General features: G+C 69.0%; 20 protein-coding genes. 13 read left to right on the top strand and 7 right to left on the bottom strand.

Going from position 1 to position 14,454, the window contains the following annotated elements; all coding sequences use genetic code 11:
- Positions 1-99 precede the first annotated feature (99 nt).
- The 8 genes from ACZ5PP_RS15495 (at position 100) to ACZ5PP_RS15460 (ending at position 5,448) form a co-directional block, all read left to right on the top strand.
- Entirely contained in the window at positions 100-582 is a 483-nt protein-coding gene (locus tag ACZ5PP_RS15495; protein WP_464826222.1) for a hypothetical protein, read from the top strand.
- A gap of 13 nt (positions 583-595) precedes the next feature.
- Positions 596-934 (top strand): hypothetical protein, encoded by a 339-nt coding sequence (locus tag ACZ5PP_RS15490; protein WP_004305157.1) that lies wholly within the window; start codon positions 596-598, stop codon positions 932-934.
- Positions 897-2,033, top strand: coding sequence for an ABC transporter permease (locus ACZ5PP_RS15485; protein WP_464826221.1), 1,137 nt, complete (start codon positions 897-899; stop codon positions 2,031-2,033). The genes ACZ5PP_RS15490 and ACZ5PP_RS15485 overlap by 38 nt, the downstream gene beginning before the upstream one ends.
- Before the next feature lie 4 nt (positions 2,034-2,037).
- A complete protein-coding gene (locus tag ACZ5PP_RS15480; protein ID WP_043744061.1) occupies positions 2,038-2,736 on the top strand; it encodes an ABC transporter ATP-binding protein in 699 nt (232 codons plus the stop codon).
- Positions 2,733-3,743, top strand: a complete 1,011-nt coding sequence (locus ACZ5PP_RS15475) for a hypothetical protein (protein WP_043744058.1) — start codon at positions 2,733-2,735, stop codon at positions 3,741-3,743. The genes ACZ5PP_RS15480 and ACZ5PP_RS15475 overlap by 4 nt, the downstream gene beginning before the upstream one ends.
- Positions 3,744-3,754: 11 nt before the next feature.
- Positions 3,755-4,258: a TlpA family protein disulfide reductase gene (locus ACZ5PP_RS15470; RefSeq protein WP_004305165.1), complete on the top strand. Its 504-nt coding sequence runs from the start codon at positions 3,755-3,757 to the stop codon at positions 4,256-4,258.
- Between the two features lie 93 nt (positions 4,259-4,351).
- The gene (locus ACZ5PP_RS15465; RefSeq protein ID WP_043744055.1) at positions 4,352-4,963 is read left to right on the top strand and encodes a nitrous oxide reductase accessory protein NosL; all 612 of its coding nucleotides are present in this window, start codon (positions 4,352-4,354) and stop codon (positions 4,961-4,963) included.
- On the top strand, positions 4,960-5,448 hold the full coding sequence (locus ACZ5PP_RS15460; protein WP_004305169.1) for a nitrous oxide reductase accessory protein NosL: 489 nt from the start codon (positions 4,960-4,962) through the stop codon (positions 5,446-5,448). Before ACZ5PP_RS15465 ends, ACZ5PP_RS15460 begins: the two co-directional genes overlap by 4 nt.
- A gap of 94 nt (positions 5,449-5,542) precedes the next feature.
- Here ACZ5PP_RS15460 and ACZ5PP_RS15455 read toward each other — a convergent pair whose 3' ends face one another.
- On the bottom strand, positions 5,543-6,229 hold the full coding sequence (locus tag ACZ5PP_RS15455) for a TlpA family protein disulfide reductase (RefSeq protein ID WP_231570705.1): 687 nt from the start codon (positions 6,227-6,229) through the stop codon (positions 5,543-5,545).
- Between the two features lie 111 nt (positions 6,230-6,340).
- Between ACZ5PP_RS15455 and ACZ5PP_RS15450 the strand changes: the two genes are divergently transcribed.
- The 3 genes from ACZ5PP_RS15450 to ACZ5PP_RS15440 are packed head-to-tail and all read left to right on the top strand — an operon-like array spanning position 6,341 to position 7,464.
- The gene (locus tag ACZ5PP_RS15450) at positions 6,341-6,652 is read left to right on the top strand and encodes an ElaB/YgaM/YqjD family protein (RefSeq protein ID WP_004305172.1); all 312 of its coding nucleotides are present in this window, start codon (positions 6,341-6,343) and stop codon (positions 6,650-6,652) included.
- 4 nt (positions 6,653-6,656) lie between these two features.
- Complete coding sequence (locus tag ACZ5PP_RS15445) at positions 6,657-7,049, top strand: phage holin family protein (RefSeq protein ID WP_004305174.1); 393 nt, start codon at positions 6,657-6,659, stop codon at positions 7,047-7,049.
- 13 nt (positions 7,050-7,062) lie between these two features.
- Positions 7,063-7,464: a YqjK-like family protein gene (locus ACZ5PP_RS15440; RefSeq protein WP_043744052.1), complete on the top strand. Its 402-nt coding sequence runs from the start codon at positions 7,063-7,065 to the stop codon at positions 7,462-7,464.
- On the opposite strand, the gene ACZ5PP_RS15435 is transcribed toward ACZ5PP_RS15440, so the two are convergent.
- Together ACZ5PP_RS15435 and upp are read right to left on the bottom strand one after the other, a co-directional pair.
- Entirely contained in the window at positions 7,397-8,644 is a 1,248-nt protein-coding gene (locus tag ACZ5PP_RS15435) for a uracil-xanthine permease family protein (protein WP_464826220.1), read from the bottom strand. The genes ACZ5PP_RS15440 and ACZ5PP_RS15435 overlap by 68 nt on opposite strands.
- A gap of 120 nt (positions 8,645-8,764) precedes the next feature.
- Complete coding sequence (upp, locus tag ACZ5PP_RS15430) at positions 8,765-9,397, bottom strand: uracil phosphoribosyltransferase (protein WP_004305181.1); 633 nt, start codon at positions 9,395-9,397, stop codon at positions 8,765-8,767.
- A gap of 199 nt (positions 9,398-9,596) precedes the next feature.
- Here upp and ACZ5PP_RS15425 point away from each other — a divergent pair, with 199 nt between their 5' ends.
- A complete protein-coding gene (locus ACZ5PP_RS15425) occupies positions 9,597-10,154 on the top strand; it encodes a hypoxanthine-guanine phosphoribosyltransferase (RefSeq protein WP_004305183.1) in 558 nt (185 codons plus the stop codon).
- Positions 10,155-10,171: 17 nt separating this feature from the next.
- A complete protein-coding gene (locus ACZ5PP_RS15420; RefSeq protein WP_004305185.1) occupies positions 10,172-10,519 on the top strand; it encodes a DUF1840 domain-containing protein in 348 nt (115 codons plus the stop codon).
- Between the two features lie 24 nt (positions 10,520-10,543).
- Here the strand turns inward: ACZ5PP_RS15420 and ACZ5PP_RS15415 are convergent, their stop codons facing one another.
- From ACZ5PP_RS15415 to ACZ5PP_RS15400, 4 genes are all read right to left on the bottom strand, one after another.
- Positions 10,544-11,719, bottom strand: a complete 1,176-nt coding sequence (locus ACZ5PP_RS15415; RefSeq protein WP_464826219.1) for an alpha-hydroxy acid oxidase — start codon at positions 11,717-11,719, stop codon at positions 10,544-10,546.
- A gap of 119 nt (positions 11,720-11,838) precedes the next feature.
- Entirely contained in the window at positions 11,839-12,357 is a 519-nt protein-coding gene (locus tag ACZ5PP_RS15410) for a DUF3617 domain-containing protein (protein WP_004305189.1), read from the bottom strand.
- Between the two features lie 103 nt (positions 12,358-12,460).
- Entirely contained in the window at positions 12,461-13,003 is a 543-nt protein-coding gene (locus tag ACZ5PP_RS15405) for a response regulator transcription factor (protein WP_138860528.1), read from the bottom strand.
- A complete protein-coding gene (locus tag ACZ5PP_RS15400) occupies positions 13,000-14,328 on the bottom strand; it encodes an ATP-binding protein (RefSeq protein WP_004305192.1) in 1,329 nt (442 codons plus the stop codon). The genes ACZ5PP_RS15405 and ACZ5PP_RS15400 overlap by 4 nt, the downstream gene beginning before the upstream one ends.
- Positions 14,329-14,454 lie beyond the last annotated feature (126 nt).

Here is a 14,454-nt window from a genome sequence, read left to right as displayed (position 1 = left end):
GGGGCCACGCGCCGGCGCTATCATCCAGGCATTCGAACCGGCGCCCGCCCCGGGCGAGCGCCCCCACGGGAGATCCTCGAGCGGTCGGAGACGAACCCCATGTACAACCCTGACAGACGTCGCTTCATCGCCCGCCTCGGCACCGGCGGCCTGCTGCTGACGCCGCTGGCGGCCTGCTCGGGAGACGTGTGGCCCGAGGGCATGAAGCCCATCGCCTGGGATCGCGATGCCTGCGTGCGCTGCAACATGCGCATCGCCGACCACCGCTTCGCCGCGCAACTGCGCGGGGGGCCGAGGGACAATACCTTCACGTTCGACGATGTCGGCTGCCTGGTCTTCTGGCTCGAAGAGCAGCGCACGCGCTTTCCGTGGATGGACGACGTGTCCACCCGCATGTGGGTGGCGGCCTGGGAGAGTCCGAGCGTCAAGGCGGTCACCTGGCTGGATCCGCGCCAGGCCCGCTACATCGTCAAGCGCTCGCCGATGCGCTACGACCTCGCTGCCAGCGCAGCGCCCGCAGCCGATGCGCACAGCCTGAGCTACGAGGAAATGCGCCGGAAGACCCTGGCGCGCGGCAAGTAGCGGGGACCTTGGCATGCCCTTGGAGCGCCCCTCCGACCGCGTCCTCGCCGCCACGCTGCTCGCCGGCGTGCTGTTTGCGGCAACCTTCGCCGACGCCGCCAGGCAGCGCAGCGCACGCGAGGCGGCACTGCAGCGCACAACGGAACTCGTCACCGGCTTGCGCCTGTCCGACGTGGTGCTGTTCACCGAGGCACGCTACACCCGCCACCTGAGCCAGGCCGACCTGCACTCCGCCTTCCAGGACCACCCGATGGCGCTGGAGCACTTCCCCTCGGGCTCGCTGCTGCCGCCACCACGCCTGCTGCTGGACCACCATGAAACCCTGGATCGAAAGGCAGCGTCACCTGATTGACTTCACCGCGCAGTCGCTCGCGCGGCGCAAGGGCAAGAGCCTCGGGCTGCTGTTCGTCTATACGCTGCTCGTGTTCGTGCTCGCCTCGGTGGCGCTGTACACCCACGCGCTGCGCAACGAGGCCACGCGGGTGCTGGCCGGCGCGCCGGAGATCGTGCTGCAGCGCCTCATCGCCGGCCGCCACGACCTGGTGCCGCCGGGCTACATCGAGCGGATCGGCCGCATCCGCGGCGTGCAGAAGATCGAGGGCCGGCTGTGGGGCTACTACTACGACAGCGTGCTGAAGGCCAACTACACCTTCATGGTTCCGGCCGATCGCGAGATCGTCCCGGGCGAGATCGTCGTCGGCCCGGCGCTGGAGCGCACGCGCGGGCTGTCGGCGGGCAACGGCATCTCCTTCCGCGCATATTCCGGCGAGTTGCACACCTTCATCGTCGCCGCAGTGCTGGCGCACGAGTCCGAACTGGTCAGCGCCGACCTGGTGCTGATGAACGAGGCCGACTTCCGCCACTTCTTCGCCTATCCGGACGGCCACTACACCGACATCGCGCTGTGGGTGGCCAACCCGCTCGAGGTGCGCAACGTCGGTGTCAAGCTGCTCGGCACCCTGCCCGACTCGCGCCCGATCCTGCGCGAGGAGGTGCTGCGCACCTATGCGTCGATCTTCGACTGGCGCGAGGGCATGATGCTGGCGCTGCTGTCGGCCGCCATCCTCGCCTTCGGCATCTTTGCCTGGGAGAAGGCTGCCGGCCTGTCGGCGGAAGAAAAGCGCGAGATCGGCATCCTCAAGGCGATCGGCTGGGAGACCGGCGACGTGATCGCGATGAAGTTCTGGGAAGGCTTCCTGGTCTCGCTGTTCGCCTTCCTGGTCGGCTACGTCGCCGCCTACGTGCATGTGTTCCACTTCGAGTTCACCCTGTTTGCACCGGTGCTCGAAGGCTGGGCGGTGCTGTACCCGAGCTTCGCGCTCACGCCGCAGATCGACGGCCTGCAGGTGGCCACGCTGTTCGTGTTCACCGTGCTGCCCTACACCGCGGCCACCCTGGTGCCGATCTGGCGCGCGGCGACCACCGACCCCGACACCGTGATGCGGAGCTGACGCGATGCTCGAACTCGCCAACATCCGCAAGGTGTTCAACCAGGGCCAGCACAACGAATACTGGGCGCTCAAGGGCATCGACCTGGAGATCCCGCCGGCGCGGGTGAGCGTGCTCAAGGGCCCCTCGGGCTCGGGCAAGACCACGCTGCTGACCATCCTCGGCTGCCTCGCCCGCCCCACCGAGGGCCGCGTGCGCCTGAACGGCGAGGACATCTCCGGCCTGCCCGAGCGCTTCCTGACCGAGATCCGCCGCCGCACCTTCGGCTTCATCTTCCAGCAGTTCAACCTGATCCGCGGCCTGTCGGCGGTCGAGAACATCATCCTGCCCGGCTACCCCGGCGGCACGCCGCGCGCGCAGTTGCTGGCGCGCGCCGAGGCCCTGCTCGCCGACCTGCAGCTCGCGCACCGCCGCGACGCCAAGGTGGAGTGGCTCTCCGGGGGCGAGCAGCAGCGCGTGGCGATCTGCCGTGCGCTCATCAACGACCCCGAGGTCCTGGTCGCCGACGAACCCACCGCCAACCTCGACAGCACGCTCTCGGCCGAATTCCTCGCCATCCTGCGCCGCCTCGCCGAGGCCGGGCGCACGGTGATCCTCACCAGCCACGACCCGCTGGTGGTCGAGTCCGAGGTCGTCGACCGGGTGTATTCGCTGCGCGACGGCCGGCTCATCGAGGTCGTCGACACGCGCAAGGCCTGGCCATGATCTTCCAGCCCGCCATCATCGCCCTGCTGCTCGCCGCCGGCCTTAGCCTGGCCATGCTGGCGACCGCCTCGCCCTTCGCGGTGCAGCTGATTCGCCACTGGGACCTCGGCAGCGGCAGCGAGCGCCAGTTGCGGCTCGAGCGCCTGACCTACCTGTTCTCGATGATGGTGGCGCTGGTGTGCGGGCTGCAGGTGCTGTCGACGCTGCTGTTCGTGTTCAACGCCGACAGGATGTCGGTGATGTTCGTCGGCGCGATGTGCGCCGTCGGCACGCTCAACGCCAACGCGTACGGCTTTCCGGCGCTATACGCACAGCTCGTGGCGTTCTTCTTCGCGGCGACGTGGCTGGCGATCAACCGCCTCGACAACCAGGCGCGCGACTATCCGCTCACCCGCATCAAGTACCGCCTGCTGCTCGCCTACGCGCCGCTCGCCGCGGCGGTGCTGTACCTGCAGTTCAACTACTTCATCCGCCTCGAGGCGGACGTCATCACCTCGTGCTGCGGCAGCCTGTTCTCGGAAGAGGCCGACACGGTCGCGAGCGAGGTCAGCGCGCTGGCGCCGGCACGGGCGATGAGCGTCTTCTACGCCACGCTGGGCGGCGCGATCCTGCTCGCTGCCTGGCACTGGAAGAGCGGCGGGCACAGGTTGTGGAGCGGGCTCGCGGTCGGCACGGCCTCGGTCGCCGCCTTCTTCGCCGCGCTCGCCGGGGTGGTCGCCTTCGTGTCGCTTTACATCTACGAGCATCCCCATCACCACTGCCCGTTCTGCATCCTGAAACCCGAATACGGCTACCAGGGCTACCTGCTCTACATCCCGCTGTTCGCCGCCGCCGCGGCCGGGCTGGCGGCCGGGGTGCTGAGGATGTTCGGCGGCCGCCCCAGCCTCGCCACCCTCGCCCCGCAGGCCAGCGCACGCCTGGCCGGCATCGCCGCGGCGGGCTTTGTGCTCTTCATGCTGGTGGCGAGCGTGATGGTGCTGCGCTCCAACCTGATCCTGCTCGACTGAGGCCACTGCCGATGAAGAACCTGCTGCTCGTCCTTGCCTGCACCCTGCTCGCCGCCTGCGGCCGGGGCGGATCCGACGCCGGCCCGGCGCGCGGCATCGCTGCCCCCGCCTTCGAGGCAATGGGCCTGGACGGCGGCGTACGCCGGTTCCCGGAAGACTTTGCCGACAAGCCGGTGATCATCGATTTCTGGGCCGACTGGTGCCGCTACTGCGCCAACAGCATGACGCGGATCGACCGTGCCTGGCGCGAACACGCGGCGAGCGGACTGAGCGTGCTGGCGGTCAACGTCGCCCAGGACCGCGCCACCGCCGCCGCCTTCATCGAGCGCCTCGGCGTCGGTTACTCGGCCGTGCTCGACCCCGGCGCGCGCATCACCCGCGATTACGGCGTGAAAGGCCTGCCGATGACCATCTTCGTCGATCGCAACGGGCTGATCAGCGGCAAGGTCATCGGCGAACTCGACGACAGGCTGCTGGCCATCCAGCTCGATCGCATCCTGCCGGAGACGCGATGACCCGGCCCCGGGTCGCAGCGCCTGCCGCAGGCGCAGCCCGATTCGAATCGAACCCTGCCGGCACGCGCCGGCACCACCCCGAAGGAGCAGACCATGGATCGCAGAGAAGCCCTCAAGATGTCCGTCCTCGCCAGCATCGGAATGGCCACCGCCGGCAAGGCCGCCGCGCAGTCCGGCTGCACCGGCGACGGCACCCCGGCGCAGTTCATCCCCAAGACCGCAGCCGATCCGCAGCCGCAGGTCGATGACCTCGCCAAGCATCCCAAATGCCCGTATTGCGGCATGGATCGCAAACAGTTCCACCACTCGCGCATGGTCGTGCACTACGCCGACGACCTCGCCGACGGCACCTGTTCGCTGCATTGCGCGGCGATCAGCCTGGCGCTGAACATCGATCGCGACCCCAAGGCGCTGTGGGTGGGCGACAACGCAGCCGAAGGCGATACCAGGCCGCTGGTCGAAGTCGAGAAGGCCAGCTTTCTGGTCGGCAGCAAGTTGGCCGGCGTGATGACCGCGCGCAGCAAGGTCGCCTACGGCAGCGCCGAGGCCGCCAAGGTCTCGCAGGCGGCGAACGGCGGCGAGCTCACCGACTTCGACGGCGCGCTGCTGGCCGCCTACACCGACATGTCGGCCGACGTCACCCGCATCCGCAAGAACCGCGCCGAGCGTCGACAAAAGATGATGGAGCAGCACAACAAAGGATGAAGACCCTGCTCGCTTTCGTTTTCGCAGCCTGGACGGGGTTCGCGCTCGCGCAGGCGCCGGCCGCCGAGCTGCCGAAGCCGGGCACGAAGGATCTGTGCCCGGTGTGCGGCATGCTGGTGTCGAAGTATCCGAACTGGGTGGCGACCATCGTCTACAAGGACGGTCACGCCCACTTCTTCGACGGCGCCAAGGACCTGTTCAAGTTCTGGCACGACCCGGCGAAGTACGCTGCCGGCCACAGCCGCGACCAGATCGAGCGCATTTCGGTGACCGAGTACTACGGGCTGACCGCCATCGACGCGAGGAATGCGTGGTACGTCGTGGGCTCGGACGTACTGGGGCCGATGGGGCACGAGTTCGTGCCCCTGGCCAGTCGAGAGGACGCGGCCGACTTTCTGAAGGAGCACAAGGGCGCGCGCGTCCTGCGTTTCGACGAGGTCGGCGCGGGCCTTCCGTCGATGCTCGACGCCGGGCGCTTCGAGTAGCCCACGGCCCGGGCGCCGATGGCGCCCGGCGCCGCCCGTGTCTGAGAACTGCGGCAACCTGGCCGCGGCAGTGCGGGCATTCACCCGCACGCGCTCACTTCAGCAGCACCTTCGTCGCCGCGGCGAGATCGTCCGCGCGCACGATCCCCAGCTTGCTGCCCACCGCCTTGCCGTCGCGGCCGATATAGACCGTGTAGGGCACGCCGCCCGCCGCGTTGCCGAGCGCCTTCATCAGCGGGATGCCCTGCTTCGCCGCCAGCACCACCGGATAGCGCATGTCGTTGGCGGTGGCGAACACGCGCACGCCCTCGACCTGGCTCTCGAGCGCAACCCCGATCACCTCGATCCCGTCCGCGCCCTGCGCATCGCGCAGGCGGATGAGCTCGGGGATCTCTTCGCGACAGGGCGCGCACCAGCGCGCCCAGAAATTGACGATGAGCGGCCGCCCGCGGAAGCGCTCCATGGCCACCGGCTGAGCGTCGAGCCCGGTCAGCGAGGCCGAGAACAAGGCCGCGGTGTCGATGTCTTCGGCAGCGTGGACGGTCGTCGCCAAAAGGCCGAGGCAAAGGATCGGGGCGAATTTACGGATCATGGTGCAACCTTGTCGGTGAGAAGCTTGTCCTTGGAGCGTCTTCATCCGCAGCCGTTCCGGTCGGCGCCAGGCACGTTCGCGAAAGATGCCCCGATTCTGCCAAGCAACGGCACCCGGCGCACCGCCGAAAACACGCTGCAACAGGACATCGCGCTTCGATTCGGCATACCCCTGCAGCGGCTTCAGCACTCGCTTACGCATCGTTCATTGCGGCCGGACGCCCCGCGTGGTAGGCTTGCTTCAGGCATGGCACGAAGCTCTTCAGGCCACTTTTCCCGGACCACTCACAGGAGAACCACCATGGCAACGACCCTTCAGCCCTCCAAGGACAAGATCGTCGACGACCTCAAGTCCCTGATTTCGGACGCGGAGGAACTCCTCAAGCTCACCGCCGACCAGCAGGGCGGCAAGCTCGATGATCTGCGCGCGCGCATCAACGGTCGCGTCGCGGTCGCCAAGGACCGCCTGGCCGATGCCGAGGCCGCGATCGTCGACTCCGGCAAGAAGGCCGTGCGCGCAACCGACGACTACGTGCACGAAAACCCCTGGCAGTCGGTCGGCGTCGCCGCCGGCGTCGCCTTCCTGCTCGGCCTGCTGGTCAGCCGTCGCTGATTCGATGAGCACCGAGCCCAGGCCGCCCAGACCGCGTCTCGCCGAAAGCCTGCACGGCATCGTCGATGCCGGACTGCAGACGGCGCAGACGCGGCTGGAACTGCTTGCGGTCGAGCTTCAGGAAGAAAAGCTCCGCCTCACCGGGCTTGCGCTCAACACGGTGCTGGCGGGGCTGCTGCTCGGCTTCGGGCTGGTGTTTCTGATGGTGTTCCTGACCGTGCTGTTCTGGGACGAACATCGCCTGCTCGCGCTCGGCATCTCCACCGCGATCTGCCTCGGCGGCGGGCTGCTCGCGGCGAGTAACGCGGCGCGCGCCTTCCGTAGCGGCACGAAGCTGTTCTCGGCCAGCCTGGCCGAGCTCGCCCGCGACCGCGCGGCCTTGAAGAAACCCGACTGAAGGCGTGCCGCGCATGGATCCCCGCCAAGTCGAACTCGCGCTGCGCAAGCAAAAGCTGCAACTGCGCGCCGAGGCCCAGCGCGCCGACATCACGCAGCGCCTCGCCGGCATCGACGGCGCGCTCGACCGCGTGGACTCGCTGCGCGATCAGCTCGCGTGGGCGAAGGACAAGGTCCCGCTGCTGTCGGTCGCGCTGATCGTCGTGCTCGCCGCGAAGCCAAGGCTCACGCTGCGCCTCGCCAAGCGCGCCTGGGTGGGCTGGCTGCTCGTACGCCAGGCGCGCGGCGGGCGACTGTCGGCGCTGCTGCCCACCGCCGTCCCGCTCCTGCGCGGCCTGCTCGCGCTGCTCAGGCGCCGGCTCGAGCGTTCGGCAGGATCAGGTTCAGCACCACCGCAACGACGGCGCACAAGCTGACGCCCTGCAGGGTCAGGCCGTCGAAGTTCAGCGCCAGACCGCCGATGCCCATCACCAGCACCGAAGACACGATCACCAGGTTGCGCGGCTCCTCCAGGTCGACACGCGCCTTGATCAGGGTGTTCAGCCCGACGGCCGCCACCGAGCCGAACATCAGCATCATGATGCCGCCCATCACCGGCACCGGGATCGACGCCAGCAGCGCGTTGAACTTGCCGAAGAAGGCGAGGATCACCGCGAACACCGCGGCCCAGGTCATGATCGCCGGGTTGTAGTTCTTGGTCAGGGTCAGCGCGCCGGTGACCTCGGAATAGGTGGTGATCGGGGGGCCGCCGACCAGGCCGGCGAACAGCACGCCGGCGCCGTCGCCGGCCAGGGTGCGGTGCAGGCCGGGCTTCTCGGTATAGTCTTTGCCGGTCACCCCACCGATCGCGAGCACGTCGCCGACGTGCTCGATCGCCGGCGCCAGGGCCACCGGCAACATGAACAGGATGGCCGCGAGCTCGAAGCTCGGCGTGACGAACTGCGGCAGCACGAACCAGGGCGCCGCACCCACCGCGGCGAAATCCACCAGGCCGAACAGGATCGCCGCGAAGTAGCCCGCCGCCACGCCGCACAGGATGGGCACCAGCTTGAGGAAGCCGCGCGCGAACACGGCCACCAGCACGGTGGTGCCGAACGAGATCCCCGCCACCATGAGCGCGGTGGCGTAGGGCACGAGCTCGAGCTTGCCGTCGCCGCTGCGCCCCATCGCCATGTTGACGCCCACCGCGGCAAGCGACAGGCCGATGATCATGATGATCGGCCCCACCACCACCGGCGGCATGTAGCGGTGCACGATCTCGGCGCCGTGCTTCCACACCAGCCCGGCGAAGACGAAGTACATCAGCGACACGCAGGCGAGCGCGCCCATGGTGGCCGGGATGCCCCAGGTCTGGATGCTGAAGATGATCGGCGCGATGAAGGCGAAGCTCGAGCCGAGGAAGATCGGCACCTGGCGCCCGGTGAGGAGCTGGAACAGCAGGGTGCCGACGCCGGCGCCGAGCAGCGCCAGGGAAGGGTTCAGTCCGGTGAGCAGCGGCACCAGCACCAGCGCGCCGAAGGCGACGAAGAGGATCTGGGCGCCGGAGATCGCCTGCCGCCATAGCGGCTCGGCAGACTGGATGGGAATTTCACGCATGAGGGTTCTCCGCCGGGCGCACGCGGTCGGCGTGGCGCGCAGCCGGCATGGTTGTCGTTATCGATGAAGCCGTGATGACGCGGCGACCGCAGCGGACGATCGCACGCCGTCACCGCGGACTCAGTTGTGCCGGGTGCCGAAGATCTTGTCGCCGGCATCTCCCAGCCCGGGGATGATGTAGCCGTGCTCGTTGAGGTGGCTGTCGATGCTCGCGGTGTAGATGTCCACGTCGGGATGCTTCTCGTCCATCAGCGCGATGCCCTCGGGCGCCGCCACCAGCACCAGCGCGCGCACATGGGTGCAGCCCTTGCGCTTCAGCATGTCCACGGTGGCGACCATGGAGCCGCCGGTGGCGAGCATCGGGTCGATGATCAACGCCATGCGCTCGTCGAGTTGGCCGACGAACTTCTCGAAGTAGGGCACCGGCTGCAGGGTCTCCTCGTCACGCGCGATGCCGACCACGCTGACCTTGGCGCTCGGCACCATGTCGAGCACGCCGTCGAGCATGCCCAGCCCGGCGCGCAGGATGGGCACCACGGTGACCTTCTTGCCCTTGATCTGCTCGATCTCGACCGGACCGGCCCAGCCCCGGATCTCGACCGTCTCGAGCGGGAAGTCCTGGCACGCCTCGTAAGCCAGCAGGCGGGCGATCTCGGCAGTGAGCTCGCGGAACTTCTTGGTGCTGATGTCGCCTTCGCGCATCAGGCCGATCTTGTGGCGCACGAGCGGATGGCGGATTTCATGGATGGGCATGGCGGTTTCCGGGGCGGCAGGACGAAGACCCGCCTCTTTTACCGCGCCGCTGGTCCGCGCACAAGCGCACAAACCACAGCCCGCGGCATCGCGGCAAGCCGCTCATCCGCGCACGCCCTCGAAGGCGGCGCCTTGCGGGGATCGGCGCTAGAATGATGCGTCCGCAAACGCACCGGGCGAGCGCCCGCAGTTCATCGACATGTCCCTGAATCTGGAAGAAATCAAGCGCGCCCGCGAAGAGGCCGACTGCCTCGCCGATGCCGCCACCGTGGAGGCCGCGCTCGACCGCATGGCGGCCGAGATCAGCGCACGCCTCGCCGACGCCAACCCGCTGGTCTATGCGGTGATGAACGGCGGGCTGATCCTCGCCGGCCGCATCCTGCCGCGCCTGCCCTTCCCGCTCGAAGTCGCCTACCTGCACGCCACGCGCTACGGCCACGCCATCCAGGGCACCCTGCTCGACTGGCGCGTGCGTCCCACCCAGGATCTGCGCGGACGCACGGTGCTGGTGCTCGACGACATCCTCGACGAAGGCCACACGCTCGAGGCCATCATCGCGCACCTGAAGGAAGAAGGCGCCGCCGAGGTGCTGTCCGCGGTGCTGGTGCACAAGCTGCACCAACGCAAGGCGAGGCCCGGCATGCGCGCCGACTTCACCGGTCTCGACATCCCCGACCGCTTCCTGTTCGGCTGCGGCATGGACTACAAGGGCTACTGGCGCAACGCGCCCGGCATCTACGCCGTCAAGGGCCTGTAAGAGAGGAGCGACACCCCATGCTGGTCACCTTCAAGTCCCACGCGAGCGCCGACGTGATCATGTTCGGCGATGCCGCGAAGAAGCTCATCGGCATCCTCGGCAAGGACCCCGCCGACGCCAAGGGCATCGTCACCGTGCAACAACTCCCCGAGGCCATTGCCCGCCTCGAGGCCGCGATCGAGGAAGAGCGCGTTCGTCAGGCCGAACTCGAACGCCAGCGCGGCCACGCCGACGAGGAGGCGGAGAAGGAAGCCGGCAACACCGGCATGGCCGCCCCGGTCGGCCTCGCCCAGCGCGCGTGGCCGCTGCTGGCCATGCTGAAAGAGTCGCTGCGCGAGGAGACGCCGGTGGTCTGGGGGGTCTGAGGCACACGCCGCCCCACGAGGCCTTCAGCCGCGACCGACGTAACGCGCGTCCACCTCGTCCATCCGCGCACAGCCGATCAGCCCGAGCGTGCGCTCCATCTCGCCGCGCAGGATCTCCAACGCGCGCGCCGCGCCCGCGGCACCCGCGGCGGCAAGGCCGTACAGCGTCGCCCGCCCCGACATCGCCGCATCGGCACCGAGCGCGCGCGCCTTGACGAAGTCGCTGCCGCGGCGAAAGCCGCTATCCACGATCACCGTCATCTCCGCCCCCACCGCCTGGCGCACCGCGGCCAGGGTCTCGATCGGCGCCGGCGCGCAGTCGAGCTGACGCCCGCCGTGGTTGCTCACCACCACGCCGTCGGCACCCGCCTCCTGCGCACGCAGCGCATCCTCGGGCAGCAGCACGCCCTTCACCAGCAGCCGGCGCGGCCACAGGTCGCGCAGGCGGCGCAGGTCCTCCCAGGTCAGCGAGGTGTCCATCTGCGCGGCGAGGAAGGCGGCGGCGTTCTTCGCGCTGTCCATGCCCGGCGGCAGGAAGTCGCCGAGGTTGCGGAAGCGCGGCATGCCGTGCGGCACCAGCACGTCGAGGACCCAGCGCGGATGAAGGCCGACATCGAGCAGCTTGCGCCAGGCCAGCTTCATCGGGGCGCGGTAGTTGCGGCGGTCCCATTCGCGGTTGCCGAACACCGAGGCGTCGGTGGTGAGCACGATCGCCTCGCAGCCGGCGTGCTCGGCCCGCTTCACCACCGCGGCGAGGTTGTCGCGGTCCTTGAAGGGATAGATCTGCATCCAGTGGCGCACCCCGGTGGCGGCGATGTCCTCCAGCGCCACGGTCGACACCATGCTCTGGCAGAACGGGATGCCCGCCGCGTGCGCCGCCTCGGCGAGCACGCGGTCGCCCGCGTGGGTGAGCAGGCCGTTGAAGCCGGTGGGCGCGATCACCGCCGGCAGCGCGATGTCGGTGCCGAAGAGCGGCACCGCAAGCTCGCGCTGCGACACATCGACCAAGGTGCGCGGCAGCAGCAGGATCTCGTCGAGCACGCGCCGGTTGCGCGCGAGCGCGAGCTCGTCGTCGGCGCCGCCATCGAGGTATTCGAGGCAGAAGTCGGGGAGCCGGCGCGCCGCCATCGCGCGCAGCTCGGCGATGCTGTGGGCGCGCGCCGGATCACGGCCGCGGTAATGCTGTCGTCGCGGAGGCACGTCGCGATCGCTCCGTGGGGAGGCGGTGCAGGACCCGGCGAGGTCGTCCGCTGCCCGCTCGGTGATCTGCGGACCGTGGCTGTGACGACCGACTCCCGTGGTCGGCAACGGCTCGTGCTTCAGCGCGCCGGCTGGCGAATCGGTTCGCCCAGATTCAGGTTGCCCACCCCATCCTGCCCCTTGATCAGGAACCTGCCTTCCGGCAGGCCACCGCGACAAGGCGCCAGCCGCCGCCCATCGATCTCCATCCTGGTCACCTCGGCAGCGCCGGCTTGCGACGCGATCGTCATGGTGACCTCCCCCTGGAAGTTGTACTTGAAGTCACCGGCAAACCTCGCCTCGACCGCCGCGCTGCCGCCCTTGGCCTCGCAGCTCGCCTGATAGTAGGTGTAGTGCTCGTCCTTGCTCCAGCGCTCTTCGCGGCAGTTCTGCACGGCGCTGCCGGGGTGGGCGAGCACGTCGTCGCGCGCAGGCGCGCCGATGCAGATGTGGAAGCTGGAGGTCTGCGCCGCGGCCCCGACGGGGGTCGTGTTCATCAGCCACAGACCGGCCATGCGGATCGGCGCCTCGGCAGGCACGGGGCTGGCATGTGCGGTGGCAGCGAGGACGGGCGTCAGCAGCAGGAGCAAGCGGCGCATGATGGGATCCTTGTGGGGGTCTGGGGAAGGTTCGATCGGGAACGAAGGTTAGAGCGGAAGGCCGTCCTTGAACAGAGGGGAACCGGCGCGACCCGCCTGCCGGTCAGGCCCCCGCCGGCGGGCGCGCGAGCTTGCGTTGCAGCGTGCGCCGGTGCATCTGCAGCGCACGCGCGGTTGCCGAGATGTTGCCGTGGTGCTCCGCGAGCACGCGCTGGATGTGTTCCCACTCGAGGCGGTCGACCGAAAGCGGAGCCCCGGGCGCGTGATCCTCGGGTCTCACGCCCTCGGCGCGCAAGGCGCGGATGATGCTGTCGATGTCGGCCGGCTTGGCCAGGTACTGGACGGCCCCCAGCTTCACCGCATCGACCGCCGTGGCGATGCTGGCGTAACCGGTGAGCACGAGGATACGCGCCCCGGGGCTCGCCTCGAGCAGGGGGCGGATGAGCTTCAGGCCCGACTCGCCGCCGATGTTGAGGTCGAGCACGATGAACTCGGGCTCGTGGTCGCGGGCGAGCTCGAGCGCGCCCTCGCTGTCGGTCGCCCCGTAGGTATCGAAGCCACGCTGGCCGAGGGCGCGCACGAGGACGCGATTGAAGGCCGGATCGTCATCGACGACGAGGAGGCAGGGCGTGTTGTCGGGGGTCATCGTACGGACTGTCGCGGAATCAGCATGCGCGCAATCGTGCCACCACCCGGTCTGGAACGGAATTCAAGATGCCCGCCATGATGCTCGACGGCGGCGTGCGCCAGCATCAAGCCGACGCCCATGCCTTGCGCACGCTCCCCGAGCCGCGCCAGACGCGCCGCCTCCACGCGCTCCGGCGGCAACCCGGGCCCGCGATCCAGCACCTCGACAACCACCCGCGCGCCCTCGCGGCGGATCCCTAGCTCCACCGCGCAAGCGCGCGCTCCCGCGCGCTCGTTGGCATTGGCGGCGTTGTCGATGAGGTTGTGCAGGGCATCGCCGAGCGATGCGTCGGCGACGATGACCGCCTGCCCGTCCGCCGCCTCCGCATCGATGTGCAAGCCTGCCCCGGGGCGCAGACGCTGCCAGCGCCCGCCCACCTCCGTCACCCAGGCCCGCACCTCGACCGCCCCGCCGCTCTCCGCCCGCTGCTGGCCGGCCTCGCGCGTGAGCCCGTTGAGAATGTCGCGGCAGTAGTCGACCTGCTCGCGCATTAGCTGCACGTCTTCACGCAGCCCGGAGGCGAGTTCGGGTCGGCTCGCCAGATCGTCGGCGAGAATGCGCAGCGTGCCGAGCGGTGTGCCGAGGCGGTGGGCGGCACCGGCGGCGAGCTTGCCCAGTCCGACCGCGTAGGTGTCGCGCGCACGCGCCGCGTTGACCGCCGCGAGTTCGTTGTCGCGCCGCGCCAGCTCCACGTTGAGCCGCACGATGAACCAGACCACGGTGGCGGCGGAGACCGCGAAGCTGATCCACATGCCGGCCAGGTGCCAGTACATCGCCTGATCGGCGTCGGCCAGGCGAACCGGCTGGTGAAACTGCCACAGCACGGAATACAGCGCGACCGCGAGGGCCGCCAGCGCCCAGGCCTGTGCCGCGGGCAGGATCGAAGCGCCCACCGCCACCACCGGCAGCAGCAGCGAGATCGCCGGGTTGGTAACGCCACCGGTGAAATAGAGGAATGCCGCCCATGCCAGCAGATCCACGGCGAGTTGCAGGAAGGCGCCCCAGCGCCCCACCAGCCAGCGTGCAGCCCCACCGAGCAGGGCGAGGTTGACCGCGAGCAGGCACAAGGTGACCCCGACGAGCGGCCCGACCGGCTGCGCGGGCGCGAGCCAGGGGAAGACGACCAGGCTCATCAGCACCATCGCAAGCAGGGAAACCCAGCGCAACTGCAGCAGGCGCCCGCGATCGGTGCGCACGGCGTTGAGCACCCGCGCAGGCATCAGTACCGGATTGGGGTTGTCGAGATCCTCGGCGGGCTCGGTTTCCTGCTCGATCGGCTGCATTCTTCCCTTCGCAAACAAGAACTGAAGGACTCATCTTTGCCTTATATCAAGGTTTACTGATTTCCACCTTCATAGAATTGGGGTGCGACAAAACGTCACAGGACAATTTGTCACAGGCCCCCGACA

Source organism: Thauera sp. DNT-1 (genome assembly GCF_055393985.1).
Note: the sequence above shows the minus strand (reverse complement) of the source record. Positions and strands in the feature narration are given on the sequence as shown.

Coding starts and splice junctions, on each gene's coding strand:
- ACZ5PP_RS15410 (WP_004305189.1), bottom strand. CDS start 12,357: ATGCGCCGCTTGCTCCTGCTGCTGACGCCCGTCCTCGCTGCCACCGCA.
- ACZ5PP_RS15420 (WP_004305185.1), top strand. CDS start 10,172: ATGCTGGTCACCTTCAAGTCCCACGCGAGCGCCGACGTGATCATGTTC.
- ACZ5PP_RS15425 (WP_004305183.1), top strand. CDS start 9,597: ATGTCCCTGAATCTGGAAGAAATCAAGCGCGCCCGCGAAGAGGCCGAC.
- ACZ5PP_RS15460 (WP_004305169.1), top strand. CDS start 4,960: ATGAAGACCCTGCTCGCTTTCGTTTTCGCAGCCTGGACGGGGTTCGCG.
- ACZ5PP_RS15480 (WP_043744061.1), top strand. CDS start 2,038: ATGCTCGAACTCGCCAACATCCGCAAGGTGTTCAACCAGGGCCAGCAC.
- upp (WP_004305181.1), bottom strand. CDS start 9,397: ATGCCCATCCATGAAATCCGCCATCCGCTCGTGCGCCACAAGATCGGC.
- ACZ5PP_RS15495 (WP_464826222.1), top strand. CDS start 100: ATGTACAACCCTGACAGACGTCGCTTCATCGCCCGCCTCGGCACCGGC.
- ACZ5PP_RS15445 (WP_004305174.1), top strand. CDS start 6,657: ATGAGCACCGAGCCCAGGCCGCCCAGACCGCGTCTCGCCGAAAGCCTG.
- ACZ5PP_RS15490 (WP_004305157.1), top strand. CDS start 596: ATGCCCTTGGAGCGCCCCTCCGACCGCGTCCTCGCCGCCACGCTGCTC.
- ACZ5PP_RS15485 (WP_464826221.1), top strand. CDS start 897: ATGAAACCCTGGATCGAAAGGCAGCGTCACCTGATTGACTTCACCGCG.
- ACZ5PP_RS15400 (WP_004305192.1), bottom strand. CDS start 14,328: ATGCAGCCGATCGAGCAGGAAACCGAGCCCGCCGAGGATCTCGACAAC.
- ACZ5PP_RS15475 (WP_043744058.1), top strand. CDS start 2,733: ATGATCTTCCAGCCCGCCATCATCGCCCTGCTGCTCGCCGCCGGCCTT.
- ACZ5PP_RS15465 (WP_043744055.1), top strand. CDS start 4,352: ATGGATCGCAGAGAAGCCCTCAAGATGTCCGTCCTCGCCAGCATCGGA.
- ACZ5PP_RS15435 (WP_464826220.1), bottom strand. CDS start 8,644: ATGCGTGAAATTCCCATCCAGTCTGCCGAGCCGCTATGGCGGCAGGCG.
- ACZ5PP_RS15470 (WP_004305165.1), top strand. CDS start 3,755: ATGAAGAACCTGCTGCTCGTCCTTGCCTGCACCCTGCTCGCCGCCTGC.
- ACZ5PP_RS15450 (WP_004305172.1), top strand. CDS start 6,341: ATGGCAACGACCCTTCAGCCCTCCAAGGACAAGATCGTCGACGACCTC.
- ACZ5PP_RS15440 (WP_043744052.1), top strand. CDS start 7,063: ATGGATCCCCGCCAAGTCGAACTCGCGCTGCGCAAGCAAAAGCTGCAA.
- ACZ5PP_RS15405 (WP_138860528.1), bottom strand. CDS start 13,003: ATGACCCCCGACAACACGCCCTGCCTCCTCGTCGTCGATGACGATCCG.